This is a genomic window from Stenotrophomonas sp. 2619 (assembly GCF_040548725.1).
In the GTDB taxonomy this organism is placed as follows: Bacteria; Pseudomonadota; Gammaproteobacteria; order Xanthomonadales; family Xanthomonadaceae; genus Stenotrophomonas; species Stenotrophomonas maltophilia_AP.
Map to the genome: position 1 here is coordinate 81,269 of NZ_JBEPSF010000005.1, position 14,976 is coordinate 96,244.

Annotated in this window: 13 protein-coding genes; 5 read left to right on the forward strand and 8 right to left on the reverse strand. The window is 65.9% G+C overall.

Features of this window, described 5'->3' with window-relative positions; genetic code table 11:
• Positions 1-10: 10 nt before the first annotated feature.
• The gene (locus ABIA71_RS06805; RefSeq protein WP_354284180.1) at positions 11-559 is read left to right on the forward strand and encodes a hypothetical protein; all 549 of its coding nucleotides are present in this window, start codon (positions 11-13) and stop codon (positions 557-559) included.
• Positions 560-593: 34 nt separating this feature from the next.
• Here ABIA71_RS06805 and ABIA71_RS06810 read toward each other — a convergent pair whose 3' ends face one another.
• From ABIA71_RS06810 to ABIA71_RS06840, 7 genes are all read right to left on the reverse strand, one after another.
• The gene (locus tag ABIA71_RS06810; RefSeq protein ID WP_354284182.1) at positions 594-1,826 is read right to left on the reverse strand and encodes an acyltransferase family protein; all 1,233 of its coding nucleotides are present in this window, start codon (positions 1,824-1,826) and stop codon (positions 594-596) included.
• Positions 1,827-1,972: 146 nt separating this feature from the next.
• Entirely contained in the window at positions 1,973-3,673 is a 1,701-nt protein-coding gene (locus ABIA71_RS06815; RefSeq protein ID WP_354284184.1) for a phosphoethanolamine transferase, read from the reverse strand.
• Positions 3,674-3,766: 93 nt separating this feature from the next.
• A complete protein-coding gene (locus ABIA71_RS06820) occupies positions 3,767-4,159 on the reverse strand; it encodes a diacylglycerol kinase (protein WP_354284186.1) in 393 nt (130 codons plus the stop codon).
• Positions 4,160-4,283: 124 nt separating this feature from the next.
• The gene (locus ABIA71_RS06825; RefSeq protein ID WP_354284188.1) at positions 4,284-5,516 is read right to left on the reverse strand and encodes a sensor histidine kinase; all 1,233 of its coding nucleotides are present in this window, start codon (positions 5,514-5,516) and stop codon (positions 4,284-4,286) included.
• Between the two features lie 22 nt (positions 5,517-5,538).
• Positions 5,539-6,234: a response regulator transcription factor gene (locus ABIA71_RS06830; protein ID WP_354284190.1), complete on the reverse strand. Its 696-nt coding sequence runs from the start codon at positions 6,232-6,234 to the stop codon at positions 5,539-5,541.
• A gap of 188 nt (positions 6,235-6,422) precedes the next feature.
• On the reverse strand, positions 6,423-7,259 hold the full coding sequence (locus ABIA71_RS06835; protein WP_354284192.1) for an SDR family oxidoreductase: 837 nt from the start codon (positions 7,257-7,259) through the stop codon (positions 6,423-6,425).
• 35 nt (positions 7,260-7,294) lie between these two features.
• Positions 7,295-8,176, reverse strand: coding sequence for an AraC family transcriptional regulator (locus ABIA71_RS06840; RefSeq protein ID WP_354284194.1), 882 nt, complete (start codon positions 8,174-8,176; stop codon positions 7,295-7,297).
• A 373-nt stretch (positions 8,177-8,549) separates the two neighbouring features.
• Here ABIA71_RS06840 and ABIA71_RS06845 point away from each other — a divergent pair, with 373 nt between their 5' ends.
• The 4 genes from ABIA71_RS06845 (at position 8,550) to ABIA71_RS06860 (ending at position 12,364) form a co-directional block, all read left to right on the forward strand.
• Positions 8,550-9,536, forward strand: a complete 987-nt coding sequence (locus ABIA71_RS06845; RefSeq protein ID WP_502961213.1) for an aldo/keto reductase — start codon at positions 8,550-8,552, stop codon at positions 9,534-9,536.
• Between the two features lie 147 nt (positions 9,537-9,683).
• Positions 9,684-10,589: a LysR substrate-binding domain-containing protein gene (locus tag ABIA71_RS06850; RefSeq protein WP_354284197.1), complete on the forward strand. Its 906-nt coding sequence runs from the start codon at positions 9,684-9,686 to the stop codon at positions 10,587-10,589.
• 101 nt (positions 10,590-10,690) lie between these two features.
• Positions 10,691-11,872, forward strand: coding sequence for an MFS transporter (locus ABIA71_RS06855; protein WP_354284199.1), 1,182 nt, complete (start codon positions 10,691-10,693; stop codon positions 11,870-11,872).
• Positions 11,873-12,007: 135 nt separating this feature from the next.
• A complete protein-coding gene (locus ABIA71_RS06860) occupies positions 12,008-12,364 on the forward strand; it encodes a YkgJ family cysteine cluster protein (RefSeq protein ID WP_128095436.1) in 357 nt (118 codons plus the stop codon).
• 44 nt (positions 12,365-12,408) lie between these two features.
• Here the strand turns inward: ABIA71_RS06860 and ABIA71_RS06865 are convergent, their stop codons facing one another.
• Positions 12,409-14,763 (reverse strand): arylsulfatase, encoded by a 2,355-nt coding sequence (locus ABIA71_RS06865; protein ID WP_354284201.1) that lies wholly within the window; start codon positions 14,761-14,763, stop codon positions 12,409-12,411.
• Positions 14,764-14,976 lie beyond the last annotated feature (213 nt).

Below are 14,976 nucleotides of genomic sequence, written 5' to 3' on the forward strand. Positions count from 1 at the left end.
GAGGATCACCATGACCACGCTTGAATCACCCGGGATGACCAACCAGCCGCCTGCTGCACAATCGCCTGGTCAGAAGCGACGACTTCTACTTGGGGTCGCGGTGTGGGTTGTCGGCTGGGGGTTGGGATTGGGCCTGATGCCTGTAGTGGACGCTTCTGCTCTGAGCGATGGAATGAAGACCACGCTCAATGGCGTGTTGCTGCTGGGCTTTCCAAAACTCTTTCTGGTGCTTGCCGTGGCAATCATGGGGAAGCCTGGGTTTGCCTATCTGAAGTCCCTGATAGCAGCGCGCCTGAAGCGTTTCGCGCCTGCGGCCACTGTCAGCCCGCTGCGTTACCGCCTCGGGTTGATCTTGTTCATCGCGGTCATCGTGCTCGGTTCAATCGGGCCCTACGTCGTGCCGCAGGGCGATTCTCTGCGCATGCAGCATCCGCAGATGGTGGCCATGACGGGCGATCTGCTCCTCCTGGTCAGTCTGTTCATCCTCGGTGGAGACTTTTGGGACAAGTTGCGCGCGTTGTTCATTCGTGATGCCAAGGTTGTGTTCCCTCCGTCGTGATGCTCGACGTCGCCCACGGCCCTTCCGCCGTCCATCAATCGCCTGGAGTAGCGCCACGAACACGATCAACGCCCGTCGTGTGGCGCCTGGGCACGTTGCCGTTGGCGGCCTTCAACCCGAACAGCGGGCGCAGCCAGCGCACGCGGCGAATGAGGCATTCGTGCAGCAGCAGGCAACCGGCCACCGTTGCCAGCAGGACCAGCAGGGGTTCAACCACAGGACCAAGGTGCAGCGGCTTCAACCAGAACAGGGCCGCGATGAGCACGCTCTGGTGCAGGATGTACCAGGGGTAGACCGCTTCGGTGCAGTACGGCAGCCAGGCGAAGGGTCGGTCGAGATGGCGCTTGGCCCAGCCCAGCAGGGTGAGCATGACACCCCACACGTAGAGCATTTCGCAGAATCGCGACTGCAGGCTCCAGAACCCTTCCGGCCACGTGCGCAGGACCGAATCCGCGGGCAGCCACTGGCCCAGTGCTTCGAGCAGGAAGTACCAGCAGACCGCCACGCCCACGGCAAGCAGGCTGGACCAGCGCAGGGCGACAGCGCGCTGCCAGAAGACAGGCTCCCGCCCAAGCGTGTAGCCGATCAGGAACACCGTGAAGTATTTCGCATGCTGGTAGGTGTCGTTCACCAGGGTGTTGGTAGCCGGATGCGCAGGGGCGAGCCAGACCAGCCACAGCAGCAGCACGGCCGCCGGCCCGAAGATGAGCAGCAGGCCATGGGCCCGTGCCATGCGCCCCGTAACCCGACGAACCGGTGCCGAATCCAGCAGCGGTTTGAGCAGAACCAGCACCATGCTGTAGCACCACAGGTAGGCCAGATACCACAGGTGGTTCCAGGTGATGCCGAACCGGGCGCCGGCGAAGCTGCCCTCCGGCCAGGGGCGGACCTGCCAGTAGCGCAGGAGGAAGGCGCCGAAACCGGGCGATGCATGGCCGTTGCTGACGGCTTCGCAGTAGGGCTGGATCGGGACAACCACGAACATGCCGAACGCCAGCGGCAGCAGCAACCGCCACGTGCGCAGGCGTGCAAAGCGCCCGGCAGGCACGCGCGGCCCAAGCAGCGCGATGGCCACCCCGGAAATCAGGAACAGCAGCGACATGCGCCAGCCGTTGACCAGGCGCATCGGCCACTGCAGGTCCGGCGTGGTGTGGGTGCTTTTGAGGTGGAAGCCCCAGCCATCCACATAGGCCATGGCCAGGTGGTAGAGGATGAGGAGCGCAAAGGCGAGCACTCGCAGGGCGTCGATATCGTGTCGTCGGGTCATACGAAGAGGCGGGATGAGGGAGCCGCAGCATGCGGGGCGCACGGATCGGTGACAGGCCGAAAGTGACGGCAGCACAAGGGAAAGGGACCGGTGGCGGGGCCTGAGGGACGAGCGGGACGACCCCTGCCAACCGTGACGAGGCGGGGTCAGGTGCCGGACGGCTCCGCCAGTGCGCCCATGCCCGGCCCCGCACCTGCCGCAGAGGCACGACAGCCCGCGAACACGTCCAGCTCTTTCCGATAGACGCCGGTCTCAACGTCGAACAGGCCCAGGAGGGAGTGGTAGAGGTTGTCGTGGCTGTAGCGCCCCTGCTCGGCGCGGTCGCGCAGGCAGGGCAGGCTCAGGCTCGCGCGGTCTGCAAAGCCCTGCGAGAACCACATGACCAACGGCACGTGCGTCTGCTCCGGCGGCGCAATGATGTACGGTGTGCCGTGCAGGTACATGCCGCGCTCGCCCAACGACTCGCCATGGTCGGACACGTAGATCAGGGCCACGTCGCGCTGGTCCGCGTAGCCCTCCAGCAGGGTGATGGCCTTGCCCAGCATTCGGTCGGTGTAGACCAGGGTGTTGTCGTAGGTGTTGGTGAGCGCCTCGTTGGTGCATGTCTGGATCTGGTTGCTGTCACAGGTGGGGCTGAACACCCGGGCGTCTGGCGGGTAGCGCTGGAAGTAAGTGGGGCCATGGCTGCCCAGCTGGTGAAGCACGATCAGCGCGTCGCCCTGCAGGGCATCGATGCGAGCCCCGAGCTGGTGCAGCAGCACCTCGTCGTAGCAGGTGCCGTCCTTGTTGACGCACTGGCCGGCCACCTTGAGCGCAGGCATGTGCTCGGTGGGCACGCGTGCACACACGCCCTTGCAGCCGCCGTTGTTGTTGTTGCGCCAGAGGATGCCCACACCCGTACGCTGCAGGATGTCCAGCAGGTTCTCCTCGGTCGCCGCGCGTACCTCGTCGTACTGCGCCCGTGCCATGCGGGAGAACATGCAGGGCACGGAAATGGCGGTGGCCGTGCCGCACGAGGAAACCTGCGTGAACGCGATGACGTCCCTGCGCATGGACAGCACCGGATTGGTCGCGCGCGGGTAGCCTGTGAGCTGCATGTTCTGGGCCCGGGCGGTTTCACCGACGACGGCAATGACAAGCCGGGGCCGCCGGCCATCCACCGATCCAGGCCGCCGGGCGTCTTCGGCAACCGGCTGCAGGGGCCGCGAGACGGTGATGTACTTGCGCGTGAGGTAGCCCTTGGCGTTGCGCACCACGGTGACCGGGAGCAATTGGTCCTTCAGTTGCCGGTTGTTGCGAAGCAGCGAGGCGTAGTCCTTGTAGAAGGCCAGCGCCACGACGGAGAGGATCACCAGGCTCGCCACGGTATTGAGCAGCCACCAGGACGTGGTGCGCAGAGCGCCTTCGATGCGGCGGACAGGCAGGGAGACCATTGCCGCAGCAGGCAGAACGCCCAGAGCCAGCAGGGTGAGCAGCAAGGGCAGGGAGAAGTAGGAGACAAGCTCGGCGTGGTTGGTCTCCAGCGCGTTCTGCACCATGCTGCGGTCGATCAGCACGCCGTAGTGCAGCATGAAGTACGTACACGCCGCACTGACCAGCAGCAGAAGCACCAGCAGCGGCTTGCGCAGGTAAGGCAGTGCGAGCACCGGGGCAAGCAGCAGGTTGAAGGCGCAGAACAGGAAGATGGGCAGGCTGGTGAAGAACAGCACGCTGCGCAGGCTGTCGAACACCATGTGGGTCCACAGCGCTTGCCACACTGCCAGATTGCCCAGGGTGGCGAAGAACAGCGCGGCGATCCAGTTGAGGTGGACCGGATTGAGCCGTACAGAAACAAGACGTTGAAACACGCGCATTCTTCCAGGGAGTGAAAAGTGCGCGAAGTATCAAAATGCGGGTATCAGGAAGTTGTCAGGTTTTCTGCTCCTCGATAAACCAGCGTCCTACGCCAGCAGCACGACCGCCCATACCGCCGCGACCATGAGCAGTGCCACGCTCTGGGCTGCACTGCCCATGTCCTTGGCATTCTTGGAGAGCGGGTGGCGCTCTAGCGAGATGCGGTCCACCACCGCCTCGATGGCGGAGTTCAGCAGCTCCACCAACAGGCTGATGAAACTGACGGCCAGCATCACTGCGCGTTCCGCCGGGCTGAGGTCCAGTACGAAGGTGACGGCCATCAGCACTCCGTGCAGGACCAGCAGTTGCCGGAAGGCGGCCTCGCTCCGGACAGTGGCCATGAAGCCATCCCGGGAGTAAATGACGGTGTGCAGGATCCGGCTCAGGCCGGTTTTGCCGTGGGGATACTTGCCGGTTCCACGGGGAAGTGGCGGTTGCATGGGCAGCTCATAGAGAAATGATGGCTGCAGAGCATTGGCAAGGCCGCGTCAGAAACCTGTCAGGAGGCGGTCCTGTTGCAGCGCGTGGCCACCGTGCGAACGGCCAGGCACCTGTTGGCCACGGTCATTGCGTTGCGGACATATCCAGGGTGAAGCGGCAGCCGTCCTCCGAGCTTTCCACGGCCATGTGCCACCCCAGGTGTTCCACAATCCGCTGCACGATGGACAGGCCAAGGCCTTCGCCACTCTGGCGGACGCTGGGGGTGAAACGCTGGAACTGCTGGGGATCGACGCTGGGTGGCAGGCCTGGGCCGGTGTCGGCGATGACCAGGGTGGTGTGCTGCACGCTGATGTGTATCTGGCCCTCGTCGGTGTACTGGCACGCGTTGCGCAGCAGGTTCCAGACCACGCTGCGCGCCAGCTCGGCGTTGGTGTGAAGGCGCGGATCGTGCGGGGCGTCCAGCACCACCGCCACCCGTTTGTTGGCCAGCCAGGGCGGGCAGCGTGCGATGCACTCTTCAATCAAGGGGCGCAGCGCCACCTCTTCCTTCTCAAGCCGCTGCGGGTCGCGGGACAGCAACAGCAGGCAGGTCAACTGGCGCTGCATCTCCTGGGTGGTACGCATGATCCGCTCGCCGCTGGCGCGCAGGTGACTGTCCGCGGGCAACTGGTGCACGATGGTCTCGGCCGCGCCGGCGATGATGGCCAGCGGGGTGCGCAGTTCATGGCTGGCATCGCCGACGAAGCAGCGTTCGCGTTGCAGGAACTGCTCGGCTTCATCGCTGTGTTGTGCGAAGGCGCGCGCCAGTACGCCTATTTCGTCCCGGGCATCCTGGAACGGGAATGGCATTTCCTTGCGCTCCACCGCATCGGCCAGGCGGGTGATGGGCGCGATGACGCGTGCCGCCGTGAGCCGACCGATCCAGAATGCGCACAGAATGCACGACAGGATGACCACCAACGCGTACGCGTCGATGACGTGCTCGAGGTACTGGTACCGCTTGGCGTCCTGACGCAGGTAGTAGCGCTGCCCGTCACGGTCGAACACCAGCAGGTGCCAGACGTCGGGATGTTTGGCGCTGTAGTAGCCGGGCGTATAGCTTCGCAGCGCGGCGGGCGCGGTGGTGGCGTCATACAACTGGCTGCCATCGGGCAGGGTGGGGCGGGTGCCGTTGGCCATCTCCGCTTCCAGGCGCTGCATCTCGCTATGCAGGCTTTTGGAGATGACGTAGGCCCGCAGCTCATCGTAGTCGAGCTGCTCTGCGGCCACGATAAAGCCCATCACGGCGACCATCAGCAACACGAAGGAAATGATGATGCGCGTGCGCAGGGTGAGGTGGCGGTAGATCGATCTCATGGCCTCGGCCCGGCTCCGCGCGTCATTGCGCGCTGGCCTTCTGGGGTTTGCTCAACCGCCAGCCGACGCCGTGAACCGTCTCAATCAGCGTGGACGGGAAGTTCCGGTCGGCGTGCTGGCGAAGCTCATGGATGTGCGTGCGCAGTGCGCCGCTGTCGGGGGGATTTTCGCCCCAGAGCAGGTATTCCATCTCCTGCTTGCGGACCACGGCAGGTGCGGCGCGCATCAGGCACAGCAGGAGCTTGTGCGTGCTGGGGGTCAGGCTGATGGTCTGGCCCTGCCGCCACGCCTGGGGCGCGCGCGTGTCCACCTGCAGGTCTTCCCAGGCCAGGGTGCCCTGCACCTGTCGGCCTTGGGCGCGGCGCACCAGGGCCTGGATGCGCGCATGCAGTTCCCGGAGCGAGAAGGGCTTGATCAGGTAATCGTCCGCTCCCGACGCCAGTCCCTGCACCCGGTCGTCGACCGGGTCGCGTGCGGTGAGCATGAGGATCGGCACCGGATTCTGGAACTCCTGGCGTAGTTTCTGGCACAGCGTCATGCCATCCAGCCGCGGCAGCATCAGGTCCAGCAGGATGGCGTCGTAATCATTCTGCGTGGCCAGGCGCAGCCCGGTGGCTCCATCACGTGCATCGTCCAGGACATAGCCCAGCGGTTCGAAAAAACCGTACAGGTTGGCAACCAACTCCGGGTTGTCCTCGATGATGAGCAGGCGGGTCATGGGTAATCAGCTTCCTTGCGTTCCCCCAGTGTGCAGGATCAATCCGGTATTTCAACCCAGCGAATGTCAGGGTTGACGAGGCGTTGGGCCCCACTCTTTGCGGCAGCAACCGCGCCAACTCGGGGTGCTCCCCAGCAAGGGACCTGCAGCCGGCCCTGCAGAACGTGGCTTCCGAATGGCTCTGGCGCTTACTCCAGCACCAACGAGCGGGAGAGCGCCTTGTATGCCTGCGCCTGGTCGACAAGCTGCCTCGCCTTGTTCTCAAACACTTCAATGGCATCGGCCCCGGCCGCAAACCGAACCGGCGGTTGCTCACGCCCTGCCAGCTCCACCACGGCGGCCGCCAACCTGGCGGGGTCGCCGCCCTGTTTGCCATCCATTCCGCTCCACGCCTCTACGGTATCCCGCGTGCGATCGGCGTAGTCGCTTATCGACAGCGCCGCATACTCCGTCGAGCCCTGGCTGAGAAGCTCGGTTCTGAAGAAGCCCGGCTCCACCAGCATCGTGCGGATGCCGAACGGCCGCACTTCGTCCGACAACGACTCCATCCAGCCTTCGATGCCGAACTTCGCCGCAGCGTAGGCACTGCAGAACGCCTGCCCGGCAATGCCTGCAGTGGAGGAAATGGTGACCACGAGCCCGGCGCGCTGCAGCCGCATCCGGGGCAGCGCGGCCCGGGTGACATTCATGGGCCCGAACAGCAGGGTCTCGATCTGGTCCCGAATCTGGTCGGGGCTCAACTCTTCGAAGAACCCGGCCCGGAAGTTGCCTGCATTGTTGACCAGTACGTCCAGGCGCCCGAACGCCTCAACCGTGGCCTGCATGGCGGCCTCGGCCTGCTCGGGGCGGGTCACGTCCAACGCCACCACGCGAAGGTTGGCATGCGAACCCAGCCGGGCGGCGGCCTTCCCCACGTTGCGTGCGGTCGCTACAACCCGATGCCCCTGTTGAAGGGCAGCCTTGACGATATCAACGCCCAGGCCGCGACCGGCACCGGTGATCAGCCATACCTGTTGTGCGCTCATTGTTTTTGATCCTGTTGATGCGGAAAGCGTGGCGCTCAGCTGACCCGCAGCCGGCGGATGTCCTGCTGGGGGGGCGCACCGAACAGCCGGCTGTATTCGCGGCTGAACTGCGAGGGGCTTTCGTAGCCGACGCGCAGGCCGGCCACGCTGGCATCCACATGCTCGTTGAGCATGATCTGCCGCGCCTCCTGCAGGCGCAGCTGTTTCTGGTACTGCAGCGGGCTCATGCCGGCCACGTCGCGGAAGTGCTGCCGGAACGTGGACGGGCTCATGTTGGCGGACGCAGCCAGTTCGTCCATGCGCAGCGTGCGATGGAAATTCAGCTTGAGCCACCGCATGACGTTGGCGATCTGCTGGCCGGGCGTGCCCACCGTAACCACGTGGCGCAGGTGCGGTCCGTGGGAGCCGGCCAGCAGCCTGATGGTGATCTCCCGGCGGATCAGCGGGGCCAGCGCGCCAACCAGGCGTTCCTCGGACGGCAGCCGGACCAGCCGTAAAAGCGCTTCGACCAATGGGGCGTCCAGAGGCTCCAGCGAGATGGGCCTGTAGCTGAAGCCCTTGGGCAACGGAGGAAGGTCCATTCGCGCGGCTTCGTCGATGACCGTTTCCGGATCGAGGGTGAGCAGCATGCCCAGGAACGGAGTGTCCCGGCTGGCCTCCACCACATGGGACGCCACCGCAAGATCCACGGTTGTGAGCAGCGACATGCCTGGCGAGAAGTCGTACACCTCATCGCCCATCAGAACCTGCTTGCGTCCCTGCAGGGTGAGTCCAAGCCCAAGCCCGTAGATGCACGGCATGGGAGCGCCCAGGGTGCTGCGCCGGTGGACGCTCAACCCCCGGATGACCGTGGGGAAGTCGCCATCGCATTGGGCAATGCCAGCCACCGCCTCCAACAGCGGTGCGGGCGATGCCATCCAGGGAGTGGTGAGCGTTTTCACGGCGCTTTGAGGGTGTTGGGGAACAGGGCGAGCATCCTCCCGCCAGACAGGCGCGTCAACGGCGCTTTGGCACGCGCGTTGGATCGTGCAATCAATCCGTCAGTCCAGGCAACTGCAGGTCGCGGGCCGCTGCCTACACTGGCCGCCACCCCGCTGACCGGAGATGACGATGGATGCAGGCACGAACGCAGGGCCGCGGGAAGACGAAGGCGTGCACATTGGCAGCCGCCGCGCATTCATCACGCGCGCGGCGCTGATCGGCGCCGCCGTTTCAGCGGGATCGATGCTGGGCCTGGGCGCTGCCCAGGACGCTGGCGCACGAACTGTTTTGGCTACAGGACCTATGGCAATGAAGAAGCGACAACTGGGAACGCTGGAGGTGTCGGAGATCGGCGCCGGCTGCATGAACATGTCCGGCAACTACAACGTTGCGATGCCCAGGGAAGAGGGGATCAAGACGCTGCGCACCGCATTCGAGAACGGCGTGACGTTCTTCGACACCGCGGAGGTTTACGGGCCCTACACCAATGAAACGCTGGTGGGCGAAGCCCTGCAGCCCTTCCGCGACAAGGTGAAGATTGCGACGAAGTTCGGGTTCGCCATCGATGGCACCATCGCCACCAACAGCAGGCCCGAGCATATTCGCAAGGTGGTGGAGGAATCGCTGAAGCGACTGCGCACCGACCGCATCGACCTCTACTACCAGCACCGCATCGACCCGAATGTGCCGGTGGAAGAGGTGGCCGGTGCGGTGAAGGATCTGATTGCCCAGGGCAAGGTGCTCAATTTCGGGCTGTCGGAGGCGAGCGCCGCCTCCATCCGGCGCGCGCACGCGGTGCAGCCGGTTGCCGCCGTGCAGAGCGAGTATTCCCTCTGGACCCGCAATGTCGAACTCAACGGCGTGTTGGACACCTGCACTGCGTTGGGTATCGGCTTCGTACCGTGGGCACCGGTTGGCGAAGGCTTCCTGACGGGAACGATCGACACGTCCACCCGGTTCGACCCGAAGGCGGACTTCCGGGCAGGGTTCCCGCGCTTTTCCAGGGAGTTCCTGCCGCTGAACATGCCCATCATCGAATGGATCAAGCAGTACGCGGCGAAGAAAGGGACGACGCCGTCCCAGGTATCGCTGGCCTGGTTGCTTGCCAAGGGGCCCAACATCGTGCCCATTCCGGGCACACGCAGCGCCGCCCATCTCCTGGAAAACCTGGGGGCCGCCAGGCTGCGCCTGACCCCGGCAGACGTCCAGGAGATCGAGACCTCGTTGTCCAGGTTCCCGGTCTACGGTGACCGGATGGGAGAAGCCCACATGAGCCAGATCGACTACACGGTCTGACGCGCGGCAGGCGGTTGCAGGCAGGCCTGCACCGCCCATCACGTTGGCACCCCGGTTTGCGCTCTGGGCAAGAATGCGCGCCCGCAGCGCAGTGATTTGCTATGTTGCACCGGCCCAATCCAGGCAGACACAAGGTGTGGCGTTGCAGTGATCGAGACCCGCCTGCTCCAACAGTTCGTCGCCGTTGCTGAAGAGCTGCACTTCAATCGTGCTGCCGAGCGGCTGCACATGGCGCAGCCGCCGCTGAGCCAGGCAATCCGCAAGCTGGAGAGTGCCCTGGGTGCGCCTCTGTTCGTGCGCACCAACCGCAGCGTGGCGCTGACCCCGGCCGGTGCGGCCTTCCTTGTCACCGCGCGCAGCACCCTGCGCGCATTGGACGAGGGCGTGGCGCAGACGCGACGGGTTGCGCAGGGCATTGAGGGCCACCTCACGCTGACCTTCATCAACATTGCGCCCTACGCCCCTCTGCTGCGTGCCCTTCGCGCGTTTCGGAGTGCGTGGCCCGGCGTTTCGTTCACCATGGTGGAGGCCACTACCCAGGAGCAGGTCGTCGCCCTGGAGCAGGGCAGGGCGGATATCGGATTCATGCGGACGCCAGGCACGTCTACCCCGCATTTGCGCATGGCGGCCTTGTCCAGTGAGCCGATCGTCGTCGCGATGCCCGCCGGCCATCGGCTGGAGGCGGCCCCGACCGTTGCGCTGGCCTCGCTCAGGGACGAGGCGTTCGTCGCCTCACCGCGGACGCTTGGCATGGGCTTCCATGACCAGCTCATCGGCCTGTGCCAGGCAGCAGGGTTCGTGCCCAACATCGTGCAGCACGGCCGGCAGATGCAGACCCTGGTGGCCCTGGTTGCCGCCGGGTTCGGTGTCGCGCTGCTGCCCGCGTCGGTAGCCACCGACGCGCGGGAGGACGTGGTGTTCCGCCCGTTGCAGGTGGAGGCGCCCGACGAGATGGCCCGGCTGGACCTGTTCATGGCGTGGAACGCGACCCGGACGTCAGCGATCCGCGACCGCTTGATACACGCTGTGCTGGACGCCCTGTCACCGCCCTGAGCGGATGAGATGCACCGCGTCTTGGTGCGGTATGCAGACAGTCCTTCACCCGCGCCAGGCAAGCCCCTAGTCTTCGGCAGCATCGCTGTTGAGGATCTGCAATGCCCGCCGCCATCTATGTGTTCTCGCTGTGCGCATTCGCGTTCGGCCTTTCCGAGTTCATCGTCGCGGGGCTGCTGACCGCCGTTGCCGATGACCTTGACGCGCCGATCTCGCTGGTCGGCACGGCCATCGCCGCCTACGCACTGGGCGCGGCCATCGGCGCACCGTTCATCACGGCACTGGTTGCCCACTGGCGGGACAGGCAGATCCTGCTGCTGGCCACGGCGTTGCTGGCGGTGGGCAGCCTGCTGATGAGTGCGTCGCCCACGCTGGTGGTCCTGCTGGCCATCCGCTTCGTGGTCGGCCTGGGCCACGGCGTCTTCATGGCGGTGGCCTCCGACGCCGCCACCCGGCTGGTGGATCCACAGCGCTCAGGCCGGGCGCTGTCGGTGGTGTGGATCGGTTTGACGCTCGCACTGGCCATCGGCGTTCCCCTTGGCACGTACCTGGGAAGCCTGTGGTCCTGGCGCGTGGTTTTCGTGGCGATCGGCGTGCTCAGTGTGGCGGGCATGCTGGGGCTGGCGCTGTGCATGCCGCGCGGCGAGGGCGGAGTGGATGCAGCCGGGCGTGGCGCGTGGAGGGGCATCAAGGCCATCACCCATCCGCAGCTGTTGATCACCGCCGGTATCGGCGCGCTCGTCAGCATCGCCACGTTCTCGTTCTTTACCTTCGTCTCGCCGTACCTGCAGCAGGTGACGGCGGTGGATGTGCAGTGGCTGAGCCTGGGGATGCTGCTGTTCGGCCTGTGTGCCATCGCCGGCAATCTGCTGGGCGGCGTCCTTGCCGACGCCATGGACGTGGATCGCAGCCTGCGGCTGGCGCTGGGCGCATTGGCGCTGAACCTGCTCGGGTTGTACGGCTTCGCTCGCATGCCCGTGGTGATGATGATTCTGGTCGGCACACTGGGCGTCTGCTTCTTCTCTATCGTGACGCTGCTGACCCTGCGACTGCTCAGGCAGGCCCAGCGCCTCATTCCCGGCTACAGTTCGGTGGCGGCGGGGCTGAACATCGCCTCCTTCAATCTCGGGACGGCGCTGGGCGGTGCACTGGGCAGCCTCACGATCGGCGTTGCGACCTTGGCGTTCGTCCCGCTGACGGGGGCAGGGGCTGCGGTGCTGGCGGTGATGGTGCTGTACCTGCAGGGGCGACGCGTGACGGCGCTTGAGTCACCGGTCGCCTGATCGGCATCAACCCGCCGGGTGGGGCGCGCTCCGCCAGGCGCGGGTCATCCAGCGCGTCCGGCCGTGCCCTGCAACATCGAGGCGGCCGGGGGAGTAAAATGCCCTACCGTCGATGCCTGGCCGAGGCTCATCGCAATGCCCTACACGAACAGCGACACCCTACTGCGGCTGCGCGATCAGATCCCGTCCTTCCGGTGCATTGTCGGCTGCCACGACTGCTGTGGTCCGGTCACTGTGTCGACCGAGGAGATGGCGCGCCTCCCGGTCAAAAGCGAGGCCGAGCATGATGCGGCCCTGGCCGAGCTCAGCTGCCCGTACCTGGGCAAGCAGGGGTGCGAGATCTACCAGGAGCGCCCGCTGATCTGCCGGTTGTTCGGGACCACCCCGCGGCTGCGCTGCCCCAATGGCCAGCGGCCGGTCTACATGATCGACGAGACGGTGGAAAAGGACATTCATCGCTATCTCGCCAGCACGCGGCAGGTGCTGCTGTAGCCGCGCGGGACCGGCAGCGACGCACCCCGCCTGCTCGCGCCCCGCTACTGATGCCGCATCACCGCCGCCAGATGGTCCTCGGGGTCGATCATGTGCGAGTGGTCGTCCTGGTCCAGCTGGATCTCGGCCCACTGGATGGTGCCGTTGAACTTGCCGCGCTCGGTTAGATAGCCCTCGTAGACGGGCATGCCGGTGTCGATGCCCACGTCCAGGCCTTCATCGAAGGAGTAGTACAGCGGATGCGTGCGTTCGATCGCGCCGCTGCCCACCGCCGTGCCATCGATGTATAGCGTGACCGTGCCACCGCGGCCGATGCCGCCGCCGGCGTAGGCAAACTCGGCCCGTACCTGGTGGCGCCCGGTGCCGATGTCCGCCTCGGACAGCACGGTTTTGCGCAGCAGCCCGCAGTGGTTGTAGTGGTAGCCCAGCTTGCCGTTCTCGGCAAAGAACGACCAGCCGCCGGTGCGCCCGCCCTGGGCGATGATGGCGCCATTGAGCTGCCCCTCGGCCGGGGCGTCGATCTCGGCGGTGACCGCGTAGGAGCGGTTCTTGACGTTGATCGCCACGTTTTCGCCGAGGCGGGTCATGCCGGGATACAGGCGCAGGGTGTCGCCGGTGGTCAGGGTAGGGCGGCCGGCGAGCTGGGGATTCATGCGCTCGGCGGCGCGGTCGTCGATGGGCAGGACGTTGTGCCGCACCGCCTCGATCAGGAACAGCTGCTGCAGTTCGGCCAGTTTGTCCGGCTGGGCGGCGGCCAGGTTGTCGGACTGGGTCCAGTCCGTGCGGGTGTCGTAGAGCTCCCAGACGTCCTGCGAGAAATCCACGCCCTTGGCCACCACGTCCCACGGGGTGCGGTGCTTGGTCTGCGCGGTCCAGCCGTCGTGGTAGATGCCGCGGTTGCCCATGATCTCGAAGTACTGGGTGAGGTGGCGTTCGTCGGCTTCGGCGTCGTTGAAGGTGTAGGCCATGGACACGCCGTGCATCGGCACCTGGGTGACGCCGTTGACGGTATGCGGCTGCGCCAGCCCGGCCAGGTCGAGGATGGTGGGTGCCACGTCGATGACGTGGTGCCACTGGCTGCGCAGCTCGCCGCTGCCGGAGATGCGCGCGGGCCAATGCACGATGGTGCCGTTGCGCGTGCCGCCGTAATGCGAGGCCACCTGCTTGGTCCACTGGTAGGGCGTGCACAGCGCATGGGCCCAGCCGACGGCGTAGTGGTTGTAGGCCGTGGGCCCGCCCACCTCGTCCAGGTGCTGTTTCCAGAATGCGGCGGTTTCGTACTCGGCGCCACCGTTGGAGGCGGTGGTGAGCATGAAGGCGCCGTTGATGCCACCCTCGGCCGAGGCGCCGTTGTCGCCGATGATGAAGTAGACCAAGGTGTCATCCAGCACGCCCAGTTCCTCCAGCGCGTCGATCAACCGGCCGGTGTGGTGGTCGGCGTATTCGAGGAACGCGGCATACACCTCCATCTGATGCGCCAGGATCGGCTTGAGCTCGTCGGGCATGTCGTCCCAGGCGGGGATGCCGTCCGGGCGCGGGGTGAGCACCGCATCGGCGGGGATGACGCCCAGCTCGCGCTGGCGGGCGAAGGTGGCCTCGCGCAGTGCGTCCCAGCCTTGGTCGAAGCTGCCCTTGTACTTGGCGATCCAGTCCTTGGGCACGTGGTGCGGTGCGTGCGTGGCACCGGGCGCGAAGTACACGAAGAAGGGTTTGTCCGGGGTCAGGCTCTTCTGCAGGCGCACATAGTCGATGGCTTTGTCGGCCAGGTCGGGCATGAGGTGGTAGCCCGGGTCCAGCGGTGCCTCGACGGTGGACACGCCGTCGATCAGCGCGGGCGTCCACTGGTTGGTCTCGCCGCCGATGAAGCCGTAGAAGCGCTCGAAGCCGCTGAAGGCCGGCCAATGGTCGAACGGGCCGGTGGGCCCGGATTCCCACACCGGCACTTCGTGGCACTTGCCGAACTGGGCGGTGTTGTAGCCGTTCTGGCGCAGGATCTCCGGCAGTGGCACGGCCGAGTTGGGGCGGGTGGAGCGGTAACCGGGCGCGGGTGTGGCGGTTTCGGTGATGTGGCCCATGGCCACCGCATGGTGGTTGCGGCCGGAGAGCAGCGCGGCGCGCGTGGGCGAGCACAACGCGGTGGTGTGGAAGCGGGTGTAGCGCAGGCCGCCGTTGGCGAGCCGGTCGGCGGTGGGCGTGCGCACCGGGCCACCGAATGCGCTGGCGGCACCGAAACCAACGTCATCGAACATGATCAGCAGGACATTGGGCGCGCCGTCGGGCGGGCGCTTGGCGGTAATCGGCGGCAGCTTCACGCCCAGCTTTTTGGCGTCGAAGGAGAGCGGTCCCTGGTAGGCCTGGTCGGGAATCGGAAGGGTGCTGCCGGGGAGTTCCTGACTCATGGTCGCGCCTCGATCAACGGAATGTTCAGTGTCGCGGCGGCGCGTCGGGATGGCATCCGAAGAAGAACGGTGGGGCGGGTAGGTAGAAGTACTGGCGCTGCGCTGCCCTGTTTCTGCCGGCTACCGCGCTTGGGTGACGTCAGTAGATTTACCGCGCAGCGCCAGTAGTTATGCGGACGATGGCGGGGCGAGCGGCTGGGGATACTGATGCCG

Coding starts and splice junctions, on each gene's coding strand:
- ABIA71_RS06805 (WP_354284180.1), top strand. CDS start 11: ATGACCACGCTTGAATCACCCGGGATGACCAACCAGCCGCCTGCTGCA.
- ABIA71_RS06810 (WP_354284182.1), bottom strand. CDS start 1,826: ATGACCCGACGACACGATATCGACGCCCTGCGAGTGCTCGCCTTTGCG.
- ABIA71_RS06820 (WP_354284186.1), bottom strand. CDS start 4,159: ATGCAACCGCCACTTCCCCGTGGAACCGGCAAGTATCCCCACGGCAAA.
- ABIA71_RS06825 (WP_354284188.1), bottom strand. CDS start 5,516: ATGAGATCGATCTACCGCCACCTCACCCTGCGCACGCGCATCATCATT.
- ABIA71_RS06830 (WP_354284190.1), bottom strand. CDS start 6,234: ATGACCCGCCTGCTCATCATCGAGGACAACCCGGAGTTGGTTGCCAAC.
- ABIA71_RS06835 (WP_354284192.1), bottom strand. CDS start 7,259: ATGAGCGCACAACAGGTATGGCTGATCACCGGTGCCGGTCGCGGCCTG.
- ABIA71_RS06840 (WP_354284194.1), bottom strand. CDS start 8,176: ATGGCATCGCCCGCACCGCTGTTGGAGGCGGTGGCTGGCATTGCCCAA.
- ABIA71_RS06845 (WP_502961213.1), top strand. CDS start 8,550: ATGAAGAAGCGACAACTGGGAACGCTGGAGGTGTCGGAGATCGGCGCC.
- ABIA71_RS06855 (WP_354284199.1), top strand. CDS start 10,691: ATGCCCGCCGCCATCTATGTGTTCTCGCTGTGCGCATTCGCGTTCGGC.
- ABIA71_RS06860 (WP_128095436.1), top strand. CDS start 12,008: ATGCCCTACACGAACAGCGACACCCTACTGCGGCTGCGCGATCAGATC.
- ABIA71_RS06865 (WP_354284201.1), bottom strand. CDS start 14,763: ATGAGTCAGGAACTCCCCGGCAGCACCCTTCCGATTCCCGACCAGGCC.